The sequence below is a fragment of the Vibrio sp. M60_M70 genome (assembly GCF_037162085.1).
Classification (GTDB): domain Bacteria; phylum Pseudomonadota; class Gammaproteobacteria; order Enterobacterales; family Vibrionaceae; genus Vibrio; species Vibrio diabolicus.
On sequence record NZ_JARLUL010000001.1, the window covers coordinates 2,316,878 to 2,337,978 of the forward strand.

Consider the following 21,101-nt stretch of genomic DNA (forward strand, 5'->3'; position numbering starts at 1 on the left):
CAGTAGCTGGCACTACTAGATAGTGCCAGACAGAAAACTTGATGTTGCTTGTAAATGCTCGAAGAATGGGGCGATGATACGGCTGAACTCAGGGATCAACTGTGAATCTTTCCACCAATCCGAGCTTGGGAATGCAGTAAACGCATCCATAAAAAACAGCACCGCAGAAACAATTAAGACTCCGCGTAGACCACCAAATACAATCCCAAGAATTCGGTCCGTACCTGATAGCCCTGTTTTTTGTACCAGTTGACCAATGACGTAATTCACCACTGCACCAACTACCAAGGTCGCGACAAATAAAGCCGCAATCGCCGCTCCGTTACGAAACATGTCATCTTCGATGTTGGTGAAGTACACCGCCAATTTGGCGTAGTAGTTGCTGGAGATAAAAAACGCTCCAAACCAAATCACCAAAGACAAAGCTTCTTTAGCAAAACCGCGAACTAAACTGATCAGAGCTGAAAATCCGATCACACCTAAAATGATAAAATCTATCCAATTCATGTTTTCTTCATCTTAAGTTGGCGCGCATTTTAACAGAAAAAATGCTGACGCAAACGTTTTCTTATGGATTTAATGGCTTAAATTTAAGCAATTGACCTTTTGAGCCTGTAATTTTTTGTAATTCCTTGACTTGTCGTTCAAGTTTACTTTTTGACACATCAGGGCCAACAATCACTCTCGTAAACTCGTTTTCTTTCTTTGTATGGGCTTGATAGCCACGCTTTTGCAAATCAGCGACAAGCGCGACCGCATTTTCGTGATTCTTAAGCGCCATCAACTGAATGATCCAAGCAGAATCTTCATATTGATTTTTTTCTTGCACAGGACGAGTGGCCACCTCAACTTGCTCTGGCTGTTTGATGACCTCTGGTTTAGGCGTCGGCGTTGGGTCAGGCTCAGAAGCAGCCACTTGGGCGCCCTCTTGCTCCTGCACCACCGCTTCAACTGGAGAGTCCGGTAACGCTATGTCGTCTTCCACTGGCTCTAATATTTCGAAGTTTTCCACATCACTATCAAGTTCAGGTTTGATAGGAATACTGGCAAATTCTTCTTTGTAGTGCAGTTTCTTACCATCTAGCACATCGGGAAGAACAATCACTCCGACTGCGACTAGAATGATGGTGCCGACTAAACGACTTTGGAATTTACTTGCCATCAAAATACCTTTGCTTATTTATTCTTTGATTGCCAATGTTCCAATACCTCTCCGACAGTATGGAATGAACCAACCACCAGAATGACGTCTTCTTGCTTTGCGTGGCTTCTTGCATTCTCAAAGGCGTCAACAGGGTTTTCAAAATGAACTTGCCCATCGGGTAAGTATTGGCACAACTCTCCAGCAGTCGCCGCTCTCGGTCCGGTTAGCGACGCTGGATACCATTGTGTTGCAATTGGAGTTAGCGCTTCAATGGTTGCTTTAATGTCTTTGTCATGCAGCATCGCGACTACAATATGGATATTCTTACCCAAATATTGGTGCTTCACTTTCTCTACCAAATACTCAGCAGAGTGCGGGTTGTGCGCGACATCAAGGATTATCTCTGGCTCGTGATGCAATATCTGCATGCGCCCTGCCAGCCGAGCATTATTCAAGCCATTGACAATGTTTATGTCAGTGATTTGCAATTCCGATGCTCCTAACGCCATCAATGCTGTTGCCGCATTTTGTAGCGGTAACGATGGGACAGGTAAATCCTCTAACGCAAATGCACCACTGCTCCACTTCCAACCATTATTAGTCAGTTGGTAATCATACTGAATACCCACTTGGAAGAACTCAGAGCCAATATCGTCAGCATGAGCCGCCACGGTCGCCGGTGGCGTTGGTTGACCACAAATTGCTGGCTTCCCTGGACGGTAAATGCCTGCCTTTTCAAAACCAATGACATTGATGTCATCACCAAGCCAATCCACATGATCGATAGCTAAGCTCGTAATAACAGAAACATCATGGTCAACAACGTTGGTGGCATCTAGACGGCCGCCAAGTCCTACTTCAAGTAAGACAACGTCAACTTTCTCTACTTGGAAAATACGTAGCGCAGCAAGCGTACCGAATTCAAAGAGGCTAAGGCTGATATCACCACGCTGCTTTTCTACATAGTCGAATGCTTCACAGTGCTTTGCATCTACAACGTCGACGCCATTAATGCGCACACGCTCGTTGTAACGAATCAGGTGCGGAGAGCTGTAAACACCGACTGAATAGCCAGCATCGAGTAAAATGGCTTCCATTAACGCACACGTTGAGCCTTTGCCATTGGTTCCGGCAACGGTGATTACGGTTGGAGCTGGTTTGGTAAGATTGGCTTTGTTTGCTACCGCTTGGACACGGTCTAAGCCTAGATCAATTGCTGAGGAATGAATATTTGCTAAATAATCAAGCCACATCTCTAATGAAGATGTGGCTTGAGGAATTGGGTTTTGGGTCATCTAACTTTAACCATTAAATTCTTTGGTTTTTATGTTAGTTGATACTTTACCCTTTTTCGTCCGCTTCTGGTACAGAATATGGTTCTTCATTTGGAGATTCGTTAACCGAAACCACCAAAGGAGACTTGTGGTTAGTCATCTTAGCGATTAGACCACCCACACGCTGACGCATTTCACGACGGTCAACGATCATATCAATCGCACCGTGATCAAGCAGGAACTCACTACGCTGGAAACCTTCAGGAAGATCTTCACGCACTGTTTGCTCGATAACACGACGACCAGCAAAGCCAATCAGCGCCTTAGGTTCACCGATGTTGATATCACCCAACATAGCCAAACTTGCTGATACACCACCCATTGTAGGGTCAGTTAGAACCGAAATAAACGGCAGACCTTTTTCTGATAGACGCTCAAGCGCAGCACTGGTTTTTGCCATTTGCATAAGAGACATCAATGCCTCTTGCATACGAGCGCCACCACTTGCTGAGAAACAAACAAGTGCGCAATTGTTTTCAATTGCTGCATCCACCGCTTTTACAAAGCGAGCACCAACAACTGACCCCATTGAACCGCCCATAAAGGAGAATTCAAACGCACACGCCACAAGCGGTAGACCAAGCAGTTCACCTTGCATCACAACTAGCGCATCTTTCTCTCCGCTGTTTTTTTGTGCTGCAGAGATACGCTCTTTGTATCGCTTAGAATCTTTAAATTTCAGTTTATCCTGTGGCTCAAGTTCGGTACCTAATTCAACTCGATTGCCTTCATCTAAAAACGTTTCCAAACGACGACGCGCTTTCATGCGCATGTGATGGTTACACTTTGGACAAACTTCTAGGTTACGCTCTAGTTCAGCATGGTATAAAACCTGTTCACAAGAGGTACATTTAGTCCACACACCTTCTGGGATAGAAGCTTTGCGTGAACTTACTAGGTTGCTTTTCTCTAAAATCTTTTCAAGCCAACTCATGGAAGACCTTTTCTCTCAACTCTTCCGCTTCATTGCGAAAGATGTAAATTCGACATAATACCGACGGATTAAACCATATCTTGCAGCTACTGTAGATAAAAAACTGGTTGTACCTATTTTTGATATCATAAATAGCGTATGTTTTCCGCTCACATTCAATGTAAACACTACCGATATTTTGAAATAAGTTTGTAAAATTAGTTCAAATTATCTGGCAAAAACAGTGGACCGATCGGCACTTCAGGTAACCCAAATTCTTCTGGATAGTCTACATCTACCAGGTACAGACCTTCCGCTTTCGCTGTCGCACCCGCTAGTTTGCGATCTTTAGCCTCTAGCAACCATTTGATCCATTCAGGGCTCTTTTCACCACGTCCAACCTTTATCAAGCTACCCGTGATGTTACGAACCATATGATGCACGAACGCATTAGCTTTAATATCAATAACCACATAGTTCCCATGGCGCGTAACGTTCAGATGCATCAAGTTTCGAAATGGGCTACGAGACTGACAATGCGCCGCACGAAACGACGTAAAATCATTTTCACCAAGCAGATACTGCCCTGCCTCATGCATTTTTTTCTCGTCGAGCTCACCATGATAGTGGCTCACACCAGAGTTTAAGATGCCAGGTCGTAAAGCATGATTGAAAATAATGTAACGATAACGGCGCGCTGTCGCTGAGAATCGTGCATGGAAATCATCTGGGACTTCCTTAGCCCAACGAACCGCTATATCACTCGGCATGTTCGCGTTTGCGCCCATGGTCCAAGCTACCATTTTTCGAGTAACGTTGGTATCAAAGTGCACAACTTGTCCTGTGCCATGCACGCCAGCGTCTGTCCGACCAGCACACTGCACTTCAACTGGGTGATTAGCAATAACGGACAATGCTTTCTCTAGCTCTTCTTGGACACTTTTCACTTCTCTTTGGCGCTGCCAACCAAAGTAGTTTGCACCGTTGTACTCGATACCTAATGCGATTCTCATCTTAACCTTCGAACTCTAAAATGGGGCGGGAAGTATATACTCAAGTCGCCTCAAGTTGCCAGTTTCAACAAGGATGACGTAGAGGTAGCATCATACTAGCGAGACACAAAAAGGGTAGCCAACGCTACCCTTTTCGATTTATCGGCCATTAATGGCATCAATCAGGCTCTTTGCTTCGCGGCGAATATCATCTTCACCGTAAACAATCGCCTCTTCTAGTAATTTTATCGCCCCTTGAGAATCGTTCATCTCGAGATAGATTTTAGCAAGGTCCAGTTTTCCAGCAGCTTCAGCGTTGCTATCTACGTCAACATCGCCGATCTCACCGATAACATCTGGAAACTCGTTCAATCCGACATCAAGCTTCAGATCTTCCTCTTCGAACTCACCACCTTCTTTATCGACCTGAGCCATCAATTCATCAATCGTCATAAATTGATTTTTCTTTGGGTCGAAGTCATCCAAGTCGCTTTGCTCTGCCCAGTTTTCTTGCGCTATCTCTGGCTGACTTAGTGCGTCACTCGAATTCCAAACATCACGCTGGTCCTCAGGCACATCTTCCGTAGAACTTACGCTATCGGCAGCGGGTTTAAAGCCATCCCAATCATCTCCAACATCAAGCATGGTTTCAAAATCCATACCTGCGCTTGCGATGGTGTCACTGTCTAACTGACCTTCAAATACCTCTGAACTTGCGTCTTCAGCAAGAAGGTTAGCCATTGAAGATTCATCATCTAAGTCACTTAGCGGCTCACCCTCTGCCGCCGTTGGCTGCACTTCTGGTTCAGTATCAAAACCGTTTTGCTGCGCAAAAACTTCAAACAAAGCATCATGATCGTTATCGGCTTGAAGAGTTGGTCTCGATGTCTCAGCTTCAACATTAGGAGTCTCTGGCGCACTCTCATTCATTGATGCGAGAACATCTTCCTCATTGAACTCAGGAAGATCTTGGTCGTCAAAACTTAGCTCTTCATCCTCACCGGAGATTGGTTCTATATCTGCGGTTTCAGAACTCGGTAATTCTGGCTCTTCTTCCATAGACGCCAATGCATCTTCTTCACTGAATTCTGGCAGTTCGAGTTCATCAAAATCGAACTCTTCTGCTTCAGTAGCAGACTCAGCTTCAGAGCGCTCAGGCTCGATAAATTCTGGTTCATCTAACGTAGGTTCGCCCGCCATAGACGCCAATGCGTCCTCTTCGCTGAACTCTGGTAGATCGAGTTCATCGAAATCGAACTCTTCTTCTGCTTCAGTCGCCGACTCAACTTCAGAGCGCTCAGGCTCGATAGATTCTGGTTCATCTAACGTAGGTTCGCCTGCCATGGACGCCAATGCGTCCTCTTCGCTGAACTCTGGCAGTTCGAGTTCGTCGAAATCGAACTCTTCTTCTGCTTCAGTCGCCGACTCAGCTTCAGAGCGCTCAGGCTCGATAGATTCTGGTTCATCTAACGTAGGTTCGCCTGCCATGGACGCCAATGCATCCTCTTCACTAAACTCTGGCAGTTCGAGTTCATCGAAATCGAACTCTTCTTCTGCTTCAGTCGCCGACTCAGCTTCAGAGCGCTCAGGCTCGATAGATTCTGGGTCATCTAACGCAGGTTCGCCCGCCATAGACGCCAATGCGTCCTCTTCGCTAAACTCTGGTAGATCGAGTTCATCAAAATTGAATTCATCTTCTGCTTCAGTGGCCGAATCAGCTTCAGAGCGCTCAGGCTCGACAGGCTCTGGTTCATCAAACGCAGGTTCGTCCGCCATGGACGCCAGTGCGTCTTCTTCACTGAACTCTGGTAGATCGAGTTCATCAAAATCGAACTCTTCTTCTGCATCGGTGGCCGAATCAGTTTCTGATGCTAGTTCTGAACTTTCTGGCTCACTTTTGTTACCCGAGTTTTGTTCTTGTTCTGGTTGAGTTTCACTTTCTAGTTCAGGCTCATCCAGTAGCCAATCTTCTTCTTGTGGAACACCAAATTCATTTTCTACTGTATTTGGTGTCGGAGTGAACGCTGGGGCGTCTTCTTCTGTATCAACTTGAGGCGGCACTTTAGCATCAGGCTCTACTGATGCATCTTGCGTTGACTTAGAATTGGCATCCTCTTCTTGTTGTGGCGAAGATTCCTCTATCTCAGCTTGCGGCTCTTCAACTTGTTGTTGCGTTAAATAATCTTCAGTATCAAATAGTGCATCCAGTTCAGCAGAAAAGTCCGCTTTTTCTTGCTCTGTAGGCTGAAGCTCTTCACTGTCTGACTCAAACAAGTCGTCTAGCTCGCTCATTAAAGGATCGTTCTCTGGTGAGAGGTCCTCTAAATCACCCAGAAACTCATCGCTGCTAAATGGCTCTGAAGCAGTTTCTGGCTCGGTTAATGGTTGCTCTGGCGCTGTTTGTTGCGGATCTGGTTGACTGTCACTTAATAAAGCGTCGATGTCCAAACCAGACTCAATTTCCGGCTCTTCATGAGCGGGCTCTGACTCGGCTATTGAAGATGGTTTTTCGTCGCCGTCTGGTTCGCCAAAACCAAGTGAAGCGAGTAACTCTTCCTCTTGCGATTTATTCTGTGCAGGGCTTTCGTCCTCTCGAATCAGATCATCAAACGGGTCTAACTCAGTCTCAGTTCCTGTCTCTTCATCCAGTTCGGATGTAACGTCATCAATGAGTTCATCTAGTAAATCTGTGCTATCTGCATCTAACTCTTCAATCGAGTCATCGCCTTCAAAACCAGAGAGTGCTTCTAGCTCATTCAGTGGGTCAAACTCGTCGTCTGTTTCATCTTCGTCAAAATCGATCAGTTCATCGAGTAAGTCCGTACTGTTTTCATCTAGAACGACGTCTTCGCTGGCGTCACCTTCAACTTCTGTCGACTCAGTAACAGGCTGCTCGTATTGAGCTAATAGCTTATCGATATCGTCATCAGATGCCTCTCCTGCGCTGAAATCATCATCCGATACGGGCTGTTTTAGTTCAGGTTCATCGGTATCTAGGTCGAAGTCGTCATTGCCAAGTTCCGCAAACAAGTCATCAAGCATATCCTGATCGACAGTGTCACTTGGTAACTCTTCTGACGGCTCATCTGCTGCAAGTAGTTCCGCAAACGCGTCGTCTGAAAGCGAGTCTGCTTTCTCGTTCGTATCATCTGAAAGATCGAAGCCAGCCTCATCGTCATCGAGCACTTCTAGTTCTGGAGCAACCTCATCTAAGGCTCGCTCCATCTCTTCTAAACCAAGCGCTTTTTCTTCGCCGTTAACTTGGATACCATTGTTCGATGACTCAAACTCATCCAGACCAACATCCAGGTCGCCGTCATCACCGATACCCGCAAATGGGTCATCATCCCCTTCTAGGTTGAAATCCAGTTCTTCATCGTCAAGGTTGGCAAAGACGTCTTCTTCTAAATCTGGCTTCTCTTCTTGTGTAGCCTGAGTATTTATATCTTCATCTGCGAACAACTCATCATCAAGTGTGAGTTCTTCATCCAGCTCGTCCGTCGCCGCTAAACCAATTGGCGCAGCTAATGGATCGGTTTCCTGCGGCGATTGCGCAGCAGGCTCTTCCTCTTTGTTTTTAGAACGGCGACCAAGCAACATCACAACCAACAGTGCCAGCAATGCACCTGGAATAAGCGCCGCTAAGCCGACAAGCCAACCATTAGACAAAATCTTGTCAATCGTACTTGGCTGCATGCGTTGTTGCTCAGCAAGGCGCTGGCGCTCTTCAGCAAGCAGTTTCTCGACTTCCGAGCGAATGCGTTCTTCGTCATTCAGCTCATTTTTCAAGGTTTCAACTTCGCTTTGCACTTCTGACAACATTAAGCGAAGACGATGGTTCTTCTCTTCCAATGACTCTAATTCACTTTGTGAGCCTTGAAGTTTGTCTTTTAACGCACTGACCTGCTTTTCACCCTGCGGAGAGGTGTTCACAGGTGGCGCAGGAATAACTGGTATTGTTTTTTGAACCGGTTTTGGTTCCGCAGCTACAGTGGTTTCTGGTTTAGGAGCAACAGGCTTGGGTTCTACTTTTATTTGTGGCTTTGGTTGCTCGGTGACGCGTTGCGCTGGCGTGGCTCTATTTGTCGGCTTCGGCTGTTTTAACTTAGCCTCGTGCGCCTTCATGATCGCAACAGCTTGCTCTGTAGTCGCGCTTTGCACTTGCTCTAGAGACGGTACTCGTAGTCGACTCCCTGGGATCAACTCATGAATGTTTTGGTTCTCAAACGCTTGAGGGTTAATTCGATAAATGGCAAGAAGCGTTTGTTGAACGGTAACACCGCGTGAAGGTCGTAATTCTGAAGCGATCGACCATAGTGTTTGATTTTCACCAGTCGGACCAAAGAAACGTGACGGCTGAGTATTTGCAGGAGGAGCAGGTAATGCTCGCTCAATATCTTCAGCATAGCTCGGAGATGATTGCACTTCACCAGATGGTCCAACAAGACGAATTCCTTCGGCTTGAACCACTGATGATGTCTGAGTCGCGCTCATCAACACAAGGGCTGCTAACAAACGCTTATAATTTTGACGCATAGAAGGCTCAGTTTTGTGCTAAATACAATTTGAAATGGTGATCGGTTAAATATATCGGATATCACATGCAAAACTATAGCGTTGAGAATAAAAAATGTGTGGCTCTCGCCATATTCGTACTAATCTCACACTATTTTGTTCCGTTCGTACAAAAAAGCCTCGCACAGTGCGAGGCTTTGAAATGAACTGTAAGTGACTTAGTAGTAATCGCGGATCAGAACTTCAGCGATTTGTACCGCGTTAGTTGCTGCGCCTTTACGCACGTTATCCGCCACAACCCACAAGTTTACCCCACTGTGGTGGCTGATATCGTTGCGGATACGACCAACCATAACATGATCTTTACCGCCCGCATCACGCACTTGTGTCGGGAAGTCATCACCGTGGTAGACTTCAATGCCTTCTGTTTGCTCAAGTAGATTAATGACTTCTTGTGCATCAATTGGAGAGCGAGTCTCAATGTGAAGCGCTTCAGCATGACCATAGAATACAGGCACACGCACACACGTTGGGTTTACTGTGATTGATGGATCGTTAAAGATCTTCTGTGTTTCCCACACCATTTTCATTTCTTCTTTGGTGTAGCCATTTTCCATCATCTGATCGATTTGCGGAATACAGTTAAACGCAATCTGTTGAGGGAATTGCTTCTTATCCGCTGGCAGACCGTTTAGAAGCTTAGCCGTTTGACCTGCTAGTTCGTCAATGCCCGCTTTACCCGCACCAGATACGGATTGGTATGTAGATACGTTAATACGCTCAATACCCACTGCATCGTGAATTGGTTTTAGTGCCACCAGCATTTGAATGGTCGAACAGTTTGGGTTCGCGATGATGTTACGGTTACGAAACTCTGCAATCGCTTCTGGGTTTACTTCTGGCACAACAAGAGGAATGTCGTACTCATAACGGAAGTGTGAAGTGTTGTCGATAACGATAACACCTTCATCTGCCGCGATTGGCGCCCATTTTTCAGATAGCTCACCACCAGCAGAGAACAACGCAATATGAGCTTGAGACCAATCAAACTCTTCAACGTTCTGTACACGAACCGTTTTGCCATTAAAGCGATAAGTCTTGCCTTCGCTACGCTCACTTGCCAATAAGTGAATGTCACCCACTGGGAATTTACGTTCTTGAAGCACTTCTAAAATTGTTTCACCGACCGCACCGGTCGCACCTAAAATGGCAACATTATATTGCTGGCTCATTGACTTACCTCAATCTGAAAACCTAGTTCTGCTAATGGAGCAAGGTTACATGTTTTGTTACCCACTAGCGTGACAGCGCTGTATTCACGGCGATCCCAGTAGTTTTTACGCATCAGGTCAAAAGCGCCTGGCTTACTGATCTCACGACGGAAAAGAGCGTCATCTCTACGCACATCATAGATTAACTGCGTGATGTTATGCAGTGTTGCTTCATCCCAAGCTCTGTCCAATACCATAGTAGGAACAGGCGCGGTTGGCAGTAAATCGCTGGCATGCGCACGTAATTCGTTATTTAAGAACTCACAGTAGCTGTTGAAAATCATCGTCGTACCGCGAGCTTTCCCTTCCAAGCCGTAGCCTGCAACGTGAGGGGTTGCGAATGCTAGCAGAGGCAGAAGCTCCATATCAACCTCTGGTTCAAATTCAAATACGTCAAGCGCTGCGGTAAAACCGTCGTTTTTCAAAAGACGTTGCTTCAATGCCTCGTTATCAACGATTGGACCTCGCGCGGCGTTAATCAAAATCTGATCACCACGAAGCGAGTTTAAAACCGTTTCATCAATTAAATGATAAGTTGGATATGGGCCATCTTTGGTGATTGGCGTATGTAGTGTAATGATGTCTGAGCTTTCAATCAGTTCTGTCAACGGAGTAAAACTACGAGGATCACCAGCCTCTTGTTTGAATGGGTCATTGATGAGAACTTTAATCCCCATGCCTTTCAAACATTTCTCTAGGTAGGTACCTACTTGGCCTGCACCAATAATACCTACCGTCTTGTCAAATACCGAGAAGCCTTGTTGCTGAGCGAGCACCATCATCACGCTGAACGCGTATTCCGCCACCCCCACTTTGTTACACCCTGGCGCCGCAGTGAATAAAATGCCTTTCTCTTTTAAAAGTGCTTGGTCAACATGATCCATACCTGCTGTTGCCGTACCAACAAACTTCAGCTTGTTTGCTTTGCTGATCAGGTCAGCATTTACTTTGGTGACTGAGCGAATCATTAGGGCATCAACATCCACTAAATCATCAGCCGTCAGTGTACGACCTGGTTTTAGAATTACGTTACCGAGTTGGCTGAATAGCTCTTCAGCGTACGGCATATTTTCATCAACAATAATTTTCATAGCGCCAGCGTTTTAACATCCATTTGTATGAGTTCGTTTATTCGCAAGATGCGAAACTAAAGCGATTGTGCCCTTTTCCCGAAAAATCTCAAGAAATAACCCTAATAAACCTCAAGGAGATTAGTTCCAAAAAAATCGTTTAACGGGAAGCAATGTAAAAAGCAGAAATTGAGAAAAGAAAAAGCCCGGCTAAATAGCCGGGCAAAGTTCCAGAACAAAAGGATCCTATCCCGCTCTCCATGGGATAGAGTCTGCGTCTGTTCGATCAGTGTGACTGATCAAGCTCTGGAAACTGGATTGTTGACGCTGTACTCACTCACGTGGCGCGCCAACAAATTCAGTTAACCTTGGTACTTTTTAATAACCAAAGTTGCGTTTGTGCCGCCAAAGCCAAAGCTGTTTGACATTACGGTTGTTAACTCTGCATCACGTGCTTCTGTCACGATGTCTAGACCTTGAGCTGCTTCGTCCAAGTTTTCAATATTGATGCTTGGAGCAATGAAGTTTTTGTCTAGCATAAGTGTTGAGTAAATCGCTTCGTGCACACCAGCGGCGCCTAGTGCGTGACCAGTCATTGCTTTTGTTGCAGAGATTGCTGGGCTGTTCTCACCAAACAATTGTTGGATCGCACCAAGCTCTTTCACGTCACCAACTGGTGTCGACGTGCCGTGCGTGTTGATGTAATCCACACCGTCAACGTCTTGCATCGCCATCTTCATACAACGGATCGCGCCTTCACCTGATGGTGCTACCATGTCATAGCCATCTGATGTCGCACCGTAACCTACGATCTCACCGTAGATTTTCGCGCCACGTGCTAGAGCGTGCTCAAGTTCTTCGATAACCAGCATGCCGCCACCGCCAGAGATAACGAAACCATCACGGTCCGCATCATACGTACGAGATGCTTTGTCTGGAGTGTCATTGTATTTCGTTGACAGCGCACCCATAGCGTCAAACATCATGGTTTGAGACCAATCAAGCTCTTCACCGCCACCAGCAAAAACAATGTCTTGTTTACCAAGTTGAATAAGCTCCATCGCGTGACCGATACAGTGTGCAGAAGTAGCACATGCAGAGCTCATTGAGTAGTTCACACCACGAATCTTAAATGGCGTAGCAAGACAAGCGGAAACCGTAGAAGACATAGTACGAGGAACCATGTAAGGGCCAACTCGTTTTACGCCTTTTGCGCGCATCGTGTCTGTCGCTACCGTTTGGTTGTATGCAGAAGCACCGCCAGAACCCGCAACGATACCGGTACGATCGTTTGAAACCTGATCCTCTGTAAGACCAGCGTCTGCGATTGCCTGCTCCATTGATAGGTATGCATAAGCAGCCGCATCACCCATAAAGCGCATCTGCTTACGGTCGATGTGTTCCGCCGGGTTGATTTTTAGGTCACCCCATACTTGCGAACGAAGACCGTGTTCTTTGAACTGCTCAGATGCAGTGATGCCAGATTTGCCCGCTTTAAGAGACGCTAGAACTTCTTCGACGTTGTTACCGATACTTGAAACAATACCCATACCGGTGATTACGACTCGTTTCATTATGACATTCCTATAATTCAAAAATCCGCTAGATGATAACTAAGATAGTCAACAAAAGTGGTCAGCTTTCCCATAAATTCGTACAATCGCCCCATTCTTACCGCGCCAAATCACAAATTTGCACCATTATGACTTCAATAAAAAACGCAGAACTTGGTTGGAACGAAGCTGGTACTCCGGTTTCAGACCAATTTGATGATGTTTACTTCTCTAACGTAAACGGTCTTGAAGAGACACGCTACGTTTTCTTAAAACAAAATCATCTCCCAGAAAGATGGCAGGAATTTGACCAAAAACGTTTTGTTATTGGTGAAACAGGATTTGGCACGGGATTAAACTTCTTAGCAGTATGCCAGTGGTTTAGTGAGTTTCGTCGTCAGCATCCAGACGCAGTATTGAAAGAGCTGCATTTTATTAGCTTTGAAAAATACCCGCTAAGCCAAGCGGATTTAAAGAAGGCGCATGAAGCTTGGCCTGAGCTAGCTGAGTACGCGGAAAAGTTACAAAAGCACTACCCTGTCGCCGTACCTGAGTGTCACCGCATTGTGCTTGAAGATGGCGCAATTACACTCGACCTTTGGTTTGGCGACATCAAAGACTGCATGCCGCAAGTCCCATACAACGAACAAGGTTTGATTGACGCTTGGTTTTTAGATGGATTCGCGCCAAGTAAAAACCCAGAAATGTGGAACCAAAATCTGTTCAACAACATGGCTAAGTTAGCCAAGCAAGACTGTACAGTCGCCACTTTTACCGCAGCGGGCTTTGTGCGTCGAGGGTTGAACGAAGCAGGCTTTGCAATGAAAAAGGTCAAAGGCTTTGGCACCAAGCGAGAAATGATCGCAGGTTCGATGGAACAACGTGAAAAGCAGTCGAACCATCTCCCTTGGTTCAATCGCACAGCATCTAGCAATCTTGATTCGATTGCTATCATTGGTGGTGGTATTGCCAGTGCAGCGTTGGCAAAATCGTTGGTTCGTCGTGGCCAAAACGTCACGCTTTACTGCAAAGACACTCAACCAGCCGAAGGAGCGTCGGGTAATCGTCAAGGGGCCGTGTATCCATTGTTGAACGGTCCTCATACTGGTGTTTCGCGTGTGTTTGCGCCTGCATTTTTGTTTGCAAGACAATTTATTGAACAAGCTGCGGAGTCGGTTACATTCGATCACGATTGGTGTGGTGTAACTCAGCTAATGTGGGATGAAAAATCTGCTGATAAGCTGGAAAAGATGCTTGCGGGTAATTTTCCTTCTGAATTGATTCAAAAACTGTCCGCCGAGGAAACTGCGAATACTATCGGATTACCTATCGATATGTCGTCTGTGTACTACCCAATGGGAGGGTGGTTGTGCCCTGCCGAGCTAACGCGTGGGTTAATCAAACAATTAGAACAGACATCGTTACTCTCAACGAAGTTTGAACATCACGTTGAAGCATTAAATTGGGATGAAGAGCATCAGCTTTGGACACTAACGGTCAATGGTCAAACATTTGAGCACTCAACCGTTGTGGTTGCGAATGGTCATGAGTTCCAGACATTGAGCCAAACCGCTTCCCTGCCGATGGGACAGGTGAAAGGGCAAGTCAGTCATGCTCCGGCAACCGAAACGCTGAGTAAATTGAAAACGGTATTGTGTTACGACGGCTACATGACGCCTGTTAACCCAAACAATCAGCACCTGTGCATAGGCGCGAGCTACGATCGCAGTCACCTAGACTACGAATTTGATGAAAACGCTCAGAAGGATAACGCAGAAAAGTTGGTTAAGTGCGTACCGAACCAAGAATGGCCAAAAGAGATAGATATCAGTGGCAATCGATCTCGCCAAGGTATTCGCTGCGTGAGCCGAGATCACTTACCATTTGTCGGAAATGTGGGTGACTTTGAGACGATCAAAACGCAATACGCCAACTTACAAAATCAAAAAGCAGAAGAGGTAGAAACCGTTCATCAGTTCACTAACCTATTCTGCTTCTTAGGTTTAGGATCTCGTGGGCTGAGCTCTGCACCATTGTTAGCTGAAGTGTTGGCCTCACAAATATGTGGGGACCCGCTGCCATTACCTGTTGATGTATTGACCGAACTTCATCCAAGTCGAATGTGGGTTCGTAAACTAAGAAAAGGCAAAGCCATTACCGAGCTGTAAGAGCCTTCTCTCGTTTAAATTCCCGACGCAGATGTGTGTCGGGAATCGCGAACTCATTAAGTCACTCGTGTTGAAATTACTTCAGCTGTGCAATTGCCTGTTTCACTTGTTCTGCCACTTCCGGATTTACCGCCTCACCAGACTCCACGTCAAAGTTCTCGTAGAAGCTCGGCACAGATAGCGATGCTTTCACATCTGCTCCGAAAAATTGCGCGGAACCTGTTGCCGCTGCAAGAACGCTCTGTGCGCCACCCGGACCAGGAGAAGTTGCTAAGTAAACGACCGGCTTGTTTTGGAATACGTTGCGCTCAATGCGCGTTGCCCAATCAAACAGGTTTTTATACGCTGCTGGGTATGAACCGTTATGCTCTGCAAAGGAAACAACAATAGCGTCAGCCTCAGCCAAATCACGTAAAAATGCGACAGCACCTTCAGCTTGACCAATTTCTTTTTCTTTGTCTTCGCTAAACATCGGTACTTGATAATTGTTTAAGTCTAAAACGTTCACGTGAGCGCCTTCGACTTGGTTTGCTGCGTAGGTAGCAAGTAATTTGTTGATTGAGGTAGAGCTGGTAGATGCACCAAATGCGACAATTTTCATGGTTGTAATCCTTTGTTCACGTTTTATGCTAACCAGAATAAAAGTTGAACAGTTTCGCTACAACCACAAAAATTTTATGGAGAGGTTCGAATTTTTCGAAGTAGTAAATGATTTGGACTAATAAATGGAGAACGACGTTCGGAGATTAAGCCTGAGCCTGCAGTTCTTGCCACAAGTCACTGACGATCGCGCGATCAGCCGGGCTTAATTCGGTACGAGCGTCTTCCAAACTGCTCTCAATGCGTGACTTCAGTTCAGTAATATCGCTAATGCCTTCTTCTTCACAAGATGCCGCAGACAAAGAGATGTGACCACGTAGATAACCACCAGCAAACAATTCATCGTCAGATGCTGTTTCAATTCGAGCATCAATCAGTTCCAGTAGTTTTTCTTCAAATTCAATAATCATGGTGTATCTCTGAGGTTATTTGAGGTTATTTAACGCAAAAGTCTGACGCTTCCAGCGGCTTGGTTTGGTAAAACGCACGCAGAGCATCCGAAAGCATTCTCACTCGCAAAGGCAAGCCAGCTTCCAAAATACCCAACACTTCTTTATGCACTTTCTGCATAAAGCCGAGCCTATCTGGTTCAAAATCGCCGTGTAGATTGTCACAACTCACCGTAAAAGGGAAGCCAGCACTTTGTGCCAGAATCCATTCATAAGCTTGCGGACGCACTTCAACTTTCTCAAACTCCGCTTGAACTTCTGCCGTGCGCCCATCAGGTTCATACCAATAGCCAAAATCTTCCAGCAAACGACGCTCAGGCCCTGCCACACACCAATGCGAGATTTCGTGTAATGCGGAGGCATAAAAACCCCGAGCAAAAATAATCCGATGATGAGGATGCTCATCATCAGCAGGAAGATAAATAGGCTCATCACCACCTAACTCCAATTTCGTATTAAATTGGTCTAAAAAGGTGTCATTGAAAATGGTGATAAGGTCTTGGTATTCGTGGGTCATCGTCGAGTTTGTACTTCAGTTTGACATGCGCTGCGTATTGTCGCTGTTTTTATCTATAAGGTAAAGGTGCTCCCACAGTTTTGGTTATTAGTTGAATTTATCTGAACATCGCTTTCTCCATATAATTTCTCATTCGTCAGCGTACTCATTTGCTACTACACTCTCGCCTTATTTTGATGCTGCTCAAACTGCTGTTTTTTAAGCGGTTTGATTACAGGCATGTTGCTGGTTTTAATCACTTTTTAAGAATGATAAAACCTTTTGTAAGTGTTGTTGCTGCGCCTACGATGATTCACGTAGAACGTAGTGACTTTTTACGTTGAGTGTCTCCCTATGTTGCTAAGTGTGTTGTATATCATTGGTATCACGGCTGAAGCCATGACAGGTGCGTTGAGTGCTGGTAGAAGAAAAATGGACTGGTTTGGTGTTATGTTGGTGGCCAGTGCAACGGCCATTGGTGGTGGCACCGTACGTGACATTTTACTGGGACACTACCCTCTTGGTTGGGTAAAAAACCCAGAGTTCCTAGCAATCACGTGTATTGCGGGTGTACTTACCACAGGCTTAGCGAAATGGGTGATTAAGCTAAAAGGTCTATTCATCCGCCTTGATGCATTAGGTCTAATCGTGTTCAGCATCATCGGAACTAAGATTGCGATGGGCATGGGCTTACACCCTGGGATCTGTATGGTTTCAGCGCTAGTAACGGGTGTATTCGGTGGGCTACTCCGCGACTTAATCTGTCGCCAAACACCGTTGGTGCTGCATGAAGAACTTTACGCTTCTGTCGCTCTTATCGCATCAGGAATGTACTTAGCGCTATTAGAATTTAATGTTCCCGATGTAACAGCCACTATCATTACACTGATCACCGGTTATATGCTGCGTATGGCCGCGGTACGTTTTAAGTGGCGTCTCCCTTCTTTCAATTTGGAAACGGAAGGCTCACCCCATTAATTTAAATCTAAACGCGTAATGAAAACACATTAAAAAGGCTGCTCATTGAGCAGCCTTTTGTCTCTTTATCAAGCTTATTTTTAAGCTTAAATCTTCGGTGTTTCAGTTGTTACGCCATGGTTTTGACCACGGTGGCGTAGTAAATGATCCATCACCACAATTGCCAGCATCGCTTCTGCGATAGGCACAGCACGAATACCCACACATGGGTCATGACGACCTTTGGTGATCAACTGAGTTGGTTCACCTTCTTTTGTGATGGTCTCACCCGGCACAGTGATACTTGATGTTGGCTTAAGCGCAATGTTAGCGACAATGTCTTGACCAGTCGAGATACCGCCAAGAATGCCACCCGCATGATTACTACCAAAACCTTCAGGAGCAAGCGTATCACGGTGCTGACTGCCTTTTTGGTTTACCACGTCGAAACCGTCTCCGATTTCCACGCCTTTCACCGCGTTTATGCTCATTAGTGCGTGCGCGATGTCTGCATCCAAACGGTCAAATACGGGTTCCCCAAGACCAACAGGCACGTTAGTTGCCACAACCTGGATTTTTGCGCCAATAGAGTCGCCTTCTTTTTTCAGGTCACGGATAAGTTGGTCAAATGCTTCTACTTTGTCAGCATCAGGGCAGAAGAATGCATTGTTCTCGATTTCGCTCCAATCTACCTTGTCGATAGATACATCACCCATTTGTGACAAGTAAGCACGAATCTCAACACCAAACTCATCTTTTAAGTATTTCTTCGCGATTGCACCAGCCGCCACACGCATTGCGGTTTCACGAGCTGAAGAACGGCCGCCACCGCGATAGTCGCGGATGCCATATTTTTGGTGGTAAGTGTAATCAGCATGACCCGGACGGAATTTATCTTTGATGTCCGAGTAATCTTTTGAGCGCTGATCGGTGTTTTCAATTAGCAAACCGATCGATGTGCCCGTGGTTTTGCCTTCAAAAACGCCAGAAAGAATTTTAACTTCATCCGGTTCACGACGTTGTGTGGTGTAACGTGATGTGCCTGGACGACGGCGGTCGAGATCGATTTGTAGATCTGCTTCTGTAATTTCCAACCCCGGAGGACATCCGTCTACGATACATCCCAGTGCGATACCGTGACTTTCCCCGAATGTCGTCACTCGGAAATGTTGTCCGATACTGTTTCCTGCCATTACTTCCTCAAGTTTTTATCGCCACGCTCTCTCAAAACAGAGCATAGCTGCTTTCCAATTCTTCGTGGATTCATAGTGGCTTTATTACGTTTTGATGTAAAGAGTTAATATCGGCGAGGTATGCATAAAAAAACACCGAGCATAAAGCTCGGTGTTTTAATGTTTAGTGTAAGACTCTATTAGTCTTTGTACAGTTTAAACTCTTCTGCACACTCAACCAGCTGGTCACGCGTTAGCATAAATACGCCATGACCGCCGTTCTCGAACTCAATCCAAGTAAATGGAATCTCTGGGTACTGTTCCATCATATGAATCATTGAGTTTCCGACTTCACAAATAAGAATGCCGTTATCTGTTAGATAATCTGGCGCGTTAGCAAGAATACGACGCACTAGTTTTAGACCATCCGTACCCGCAGCTAAACCAAGCTCAGGCTCATGCGTGAACTCATCTGGCAGGCTGTTCATGTCTTCTTCATCCACATATGGTGGGTTGGACACGATTAGATTGTATTTCTCTTTTGGAAGATCACGGAACAAATCAGAGCGAATTGGGAACACTTGCTGCTCCATGCCGTGATCTTGTACGTTTTGCTCAGCCACTTGTAGAGCATCTGTAGAGATGTCGATCGCATCCACTTCTGCTTCAGGGAAAGCGTGCGCACAAGCAATCGCGATACAACCAGAACCCGTACATAAGTCCATGATGCGCGTAGGTTCTTCCACCAACCAAGGTTGGAATTCCGCTTGAATCAATTCGCCGATAGGAGAACGTGGCACAAGTACACGCTCATCAACGAAGAACTCAAGACCGCAGAACCATGCTTTGTTTGTTAGGTATGCTGTTGGCGTACGCTCGTTGATGCGTTTTACTACGCGCTCAACAATACGCAGACGCTCGCTTGTCGTTAGGCGAGAGTTCAATACGTGCGGAGGCACATCAATCGGCAAGTATAAGGTTGGCAGGATAAGCTGAACTGCTTCATCCCACGCATTATCAGTACCATGACCGTAAAACAGGTTCGCTGCATTAAAGCGGCTTACCGTCCAACGAATCATATCTTGAAGGGTATGCAGCTCCGATACCGCTTCTTCTACAAAAATCTTATCCAAAATTGCCTCCGAAAAGCGCTACAATACTGCCAATAAAGTTTATTAATGAAATTGTTTACCTAATGAGCAAAAAAGACACCGAGAACGATGACGATTTCGCCTTGTTTCAGGAAGCAGTACAGGGCGTAAAAAAGTTGCGACAGGATACCATAATCCAGCAACCAAAAAAATACTAAGCAAAAAGAAATCAAGCGCTCCAACCGTGAAGCGAGTGACTCTGAATTTTACTTTTCAGACGAGTTTGTCCCTCTATTAAACGATGAAGGTCCAACTCGTTATGCACGTGACGACGTCTCCACTTATGAAGTCAAACGTCTACGTCGTGGAGTGTATGTACCGGACGTGTTCCTCGATATGCACGGCATGACACAGCAAGAAGCAAAACGCGAGCTTGGTGCGATGATAGCCTATTGCATCAAAAACGAGATTCATTGTGCGTGTGTGCAACATGGTATTGGGAAACACATCCTGAAACAGAAAGCCCCACTTTGGTTAGCACAGCATCCTGACGTTATGGCTTTTCACCAAGCGCCACTAGAATTTGGTGGTGATGGTGCGTTGTTAGTGTTGCTTTCAATTCCTGAAAAGTAACAAGCTTGCTGTAGACACGACGAAACGAAAAGGCAGGGATCTCCTGCCTTTCTTATTCTGTCTCTAATTTGCAAACGCTTATTTTGGTTTAGACACTTATGGCGTAATATGCCATAGCACTTCACCATTTTGTGTTTGTAAATCATATTCAATGCACACTAGGCCTGATGTAGGAAACATCGGAGGTGTCATGTCTTTTACAAACTCTGAAGTCAGATAACCGACCAAAGGCAAATGCGATACGAACAAAAGCGAGTCCAATTGTTCGACTTCGATTAACGCACTTGCGAAATCGAAGACATGCTCGGACTGGCCATAAGGTGTAATATCTTCACAAGTTTCAATGCTTTTTGCAGAGAAATACGCACTGATCTCTTGCCAAGTTTGTTGAGCTCTAATGTACGGACTCACCAACACTTTATCGAATTGCGCAAAACCCTGTTCTTTACAGGCTCTAGCAACCGCTTCTGATTCGACTCTGCCTCTTGGGGTCAATTGTCGTGCTGCGTCTGAATCTGCAAAATGCTCGGCTTCACCGTGACGCATGATGAATATTTTCATGTTATTTCCTAGGGATAGCTAACGCTACCAAAAGGTTGACTGCTATCTTTATTAGATAGACGGGGCTAACTTTAACAATGACGAAACAAAAATACTGATATAATTATCTGTTCATTATACCAATTCGCTTGTTAAAGATAGCGACTTTCTTAACAATCTATTAAAAGAATGTACTCAGTTCA

At 45.6% G+C, this 21,101-nt stretch carries 17 protein-coding genes and 1 pseudogene; 3 read left to right on the top strand and 15 right to left on the bottom strand.

What is annotated here, in order from left to right:
- Positions 1-15: 15 nt before the first annotated feature.
- The 9 genes from P4S59_RS10740 to fabB all read right to left on the bottom strand — a co-directional run bounded on the left by P4S59_RS10740 (position 16) and on the right by fabB (position 12,813).
- The gene (locus P4S59_RS10740) at positions 16-507 is read right to left on the bottom strand and encodes a CvpA family protein (RefSeq protein ID WP_005380590.1); all 492 of its coding nucleotides are present in this window, start codon (positions 505-507) and stop codon (positions 16-18) included.
- A 61-nt stretch (positions 508-568) separates the two neighbouring features.
- On the bottom strand, positions 569-1,162 hold the full coding sequence (locus P4S59_RS10745) for an SPOR domain-containing protein (RefSeq protein WP_005397207.1): 594 nt from the start codon (positions 1,160-1,162) through the stop codon (positions 569-571).
- 14 nt (positions 1,163-1,176) lie between these two features.
- On the bottom strand, positions 1,177-2,439 hold the full coding sequence (gene folC / locus P4S59_RS10750) for a bifunctional tetrahydrofolate synthase/dihydrofolate synthase (protein WP_337168394.1): 1,263 nt from the start codon (positions 2,437-2,439) through the stop codon (positions 1,177-1,179).
- Between the two features lie 46 nt (positions 2,440-2,485).
- Positions 2,486-3,412 carry an acetyl-CoA carboxylase, carboxyltransferase subunit beta gene (gene accD, locus P4S59_RS10755; protein WP_005397203.1) on the bottom strand — a complete coding sequence of 309 codons (927 nt, stop codon included), beginning with the start codon at positions 3,410-3,412 and terminating at the stop codon, positions 2,486-2,488.
- A 197-nt stretch (positions 3,413-3,609) separates the two neighbouring features.
- The gene (gene truA, locus P4S59_RS10760) at positions 3,610-4,404 is read right to left on the bottom strand and encodes a tRNA pseudouridine(38-40) synthase TruA (protein ID WP_337168395.1); all 795 of its coding nucleotides are present in this window, start codon (positions 4,402-4,404) and stop codon (positions 3,610-3,612) included.
- A gap of 138 nt (positions 4,405-4,542) precedes the next feature.
- The gene (locus P4S59_RS10765; protein WP_337168396.1) at positions 4,543-8,919 is read right to left on the bottom strand and encodes a FimV/HubP family polar landmark protein; all 4,377 of its coding nucleotides are present in this window, start codon (positions 8,917-8,919) and stop codon (positions 4,543-4,545) included.
- Between the two features lie 197 nt (positions 8,920-9,116).
- On the bottom strand, positions 9,117-10,130 hold the full coding sequence (locus tag P4S59_RS10770; protein WP_337168397.1) for an aspartate-semialdehyde dehydrogenase: 1,014 nt from the start codon (positions 10,128-10,130) through the stop codon (positions 9,117-9,119).
- Positions 10,127-11,260: a 4-phosphoerythronate dehydrogenase gene (locus tag P4S59_RS10775; RefSeq protein WP_337168398.1), complete on the bottom strand. Its 1,134-nt coding sequence runs from the start codon at positions 11,258-11,260 to the stop codon at positions 10,127-10,129. Before P4S59_RS10775 ends, P4S59_RS10770 begins: the two co-directional genes overlap by 4 nt.
- Before the next feature lie 341 nt (positions 11,261-11,601).
- Positions 11,602-12,813: a beta-ketoacyl-ACP synthase I gene (fabB, locus tag P4S59_RS10780; protein WP_006741726.1), complete on the bottom strand. Its 1,212-nt coding sequence runs from the start codon at positions 12,811-12,813 to the stop codon at positions 11,602-11,604.
- A 128-nt stretch (positions 12,814-12,941) separates the two neighbouring features.
- Between fabB and mnmC the strand changes: the two genes are divergently transcribed.
- Positions 12,942-14,960 carry a bifunctional tRNA (5-methylaminomethyl-2-thiouridine)(34)-methyltransferase MnmD/FAD-dependent 5-carboxymethylaminomethyl-2-thiouridine(34) oxidoreductase MnmC gene (gene mnmC / locus P4S59_RS10785; RefSeq protein ID WP_337168399.1) on the top strand — a complete coding sequence of 673 codons (2,019 nt, stop codon included), beginning with the start codon at positions 12,942-12,944 and terminating at the stop codon, positions 14,958-14,960.
- A 76-nt stretch (positions 14,961-15,036) separates the two neighbouring features.
- On the opposite strand, the gene P4S59_RS10790 is transcribed toward mnmC, so the two are convergent.
- The 3 genes from P4S59_RS10790 to P4S59_RS10800 all read right to left on the bottom strand — a co-directional run bounded on the left by P4S59_RS10790 (position 15,037) and on the right by P4S59_RS10800 (position 16,526).
- The gene (locus tag P4S59_RS10790) at positions 15,037-15,561 is read right to left on the bottom strand and encodes an NADPH-dependent FMN reductase (RefSeq protein WP_012841544.1); all 525 of its coding nucleotides are present in this window, start codon (positions 15,559-15,561) and stop codon (positions 15,037-15,039) included.
- Positions 15,562-15,706: 145 nt separating this feature from the next.
- Positions 15,707-15,970, bottom strand: coding sequence for a YfcL family protein (locus tag P4S59_RS10795; RefSeq protein WP_005397926.1), 264 nt, complete (start codon positions 15,968-15,970; stop codon positions 15,707-15,709).
- A gap of 25 nt (positions 15,971-15,995) precedes the next feature.
- Complete coding sequence (locus tag P4S59_RS10800) at positions 15,996-16,526, bottom strand: elongation factor P hydroxylase (protein ID WP_005397924.1); 531 nt, start codon at positions 16,524-16,526, stop codon at positions 15,996-15,998.
- A gap of 333 nt (positions 16,527-16,859) precedes the next feature.
- Between P4S59_RS10800 and P4S59_RS10805 the strand changes: the two genes are divergently transcribed.
- Positions 16,860-17,483 carry a trimeric intracellular cation channel family protein gene (locus P4S59_RS10805; protein ID WP_337168647.1) on the top strand — a complete coding sequence of 208 codons (624 nt, stop codon included), beginning with the start codon at positions 16,860-16,862 and terminating at the stop codon, positions 17,481-17,483.
- 86 nt (positions 17,484-17,569) lie between these two features.
- Here the strand turns inward: P4S59_RS10805 and aroC are convergent, their stop codons facing one another.
- A complete protein-coding gene (gene aroC, locus P4S59_RS10810) occupies positions 17,570-18,655 on the bottom strand; it encodes a chorismate synthase (RefSeq protein ID WP_130545946.1) in 1,086 nt (361 codons plus the stop codon).
- A gap of 179 nt (positions 18,656-18,834) precedes the next feature.
- Positions 18,835-19,767 carry a 50S ribosomal protein L3 N(5)-glutamine methyltransferase gene (gene prmB / locus P4S59_RS10815; protein WP_005380541.1) on the bottom strand — a complete coding sequence of 311 codons (933 nt, stop codon included), beginning with the start codon at positions 19,765-19,767 and terminating at the stop codon, positions 18,835-18,837.
- Positions 19,768-19,829: 62 nt separating this feature from the next.
- Between prmB and smrB the strand changes: the two are divergent.
- Positions 19,830-20,358 (top strand): annotated as a pseudogene (gene smrB / locus P4S59_RS10820) (endonuclease SmrB).
- Between the two features lie 96 nt (positions 20,359-20,454).
- Here the strand turns inward: smrB and sixA are convergent.
- Positions 20,455-20,919: a phosphohistidine phosphatase SixA gene (gene sixA / locus P4S59_RS10825; RefSeq protein ID WP_005380537.1), complete on the bottom strand. Its 465-nt coding sequence runs from the start codon at positions 20,917-20,919 to the stop codon at positions 20,455-20,457.
- Between the last annotated feature and the right edge of the window lie 182 nt (positions 20,920-21,101).

What these genes read in the sequence shown, in the direction of transcription:
- aroC (WP_130545946.1), bottom strand. Translation starts at nt 18,655, where the DNA reads ATGGCAGGAAACAGTATCGGACAACATTTCCGAGTGACGACATTCGGG.
- P4S59_RS10770 (WP_337168397.1), bottom strand. Translation starts at nt 10,130, where the DNA reads ATGAGCCAGCAATATAATGTTGCCATTTTAGGTGCGACCGGTGCGGTC.
- sixA (WP_005380537.1), bottom strand. Translation starts at nt 20,919, where the DNA reads ATGAAAATATTCATCATGCGTCACGGTGAAGCCGAGCATTTTGCAGAT.
- folC (WP_337168394.1), bottom strand. Translation starts at nt 2,439, where the DNA reads ATGACCCAAAACCCAATTCCTCAAGCCACATCTTCATTAGAGATGTGG.
- P4S59_RS10745 (WP_005397207.1), bottom strand. Translation starts at nt 1,162, where the DNA reads ATGGCAAGTAAATTCCAAAGTCGTTTAGTCGGCACCATCATTCTAGTC.
- P4S59_RS10790 (WP_012841544.1), bottom strand. Translation starts at nt 15,561, where the DNA reads ATGAAAATTGTCGCATTTGGTGCATCTACCAGCTCTACCTCAATCAAC.
- P4S59_RS10765 (WP_337168396.1), bottom strand. Translation starts at nt 8,919, where the DNA reads ATGCGTCAAAATTATAAGCGTTTGTTAGCAGCCCTTGTGTTGATGAGC.
- P4S59_RS10800 (WP_005397924.1), bottom strand. Translation starts at nt 16,526, where the DNA reads ATGACCCACGAATACCAAGACCTTATCACCATTTTCAATGACACCTTT.
- P4S59_RS10795 (WP_005397926.1), bottom strand. Translation starts at nt 15,970, where the DNA reads ATGATTATTGAATTTGAAGAAAAACTACTGGAACTGATTGATGCTCGA.
- fabB (WP_006741726.1), bottom strand. Translation starts at nt 12,813, where the DNA reads ATGAAACGAGTCGTAATCACCGGTATGGGTATTGTTTCAAGTATCGGT.
- P4S59_RS10805 (WP_337168647.1), top strand. Translation starts at nt 16,860, where the DNA reads ATGTTGCTAAGTGTGTTGTATATCATTGGTATCACGGCTGAAGCCATG.
- mnmC (WP_337168399.1), top strand. Translation starts at nt 12,942, where the DNA reads ATGACTTCAATAAAAAACGCAGAACTTGGTTGGAACGAAGCTGGTACT.
- accD (WP_005397203.1), bottom strand. Translation starts at nt 3,412, where the DNA reads ATGAGTTGGCTTGAAAAGATTTTAGAGAAAAGCAACCTAGTAAGTTCA.
- P4S59_RS10775 (WP_337168398.1), bottom strand. Translation starts at nt 11,260, where the DNA reads ATGAAAATTATTGTTGATGAAAATATGCCGTACGCTGAAGAGCTATTC.
- truA (WP_337168395.1), bottom strand. Translation starts at nt 4,404, where the DNA reads ATGAGAATCGCATTAGGTATCGAGTACAACGGTGCAAACTACTTTGGT.
- P4S59_RS10740 (WP_005380590.1), bottom strand. Translation starts at nt 507, where the DNA reads ATGAATTGGATAGATTTTATCATTTTAGGTGTGATCGGATTTTCAGCT.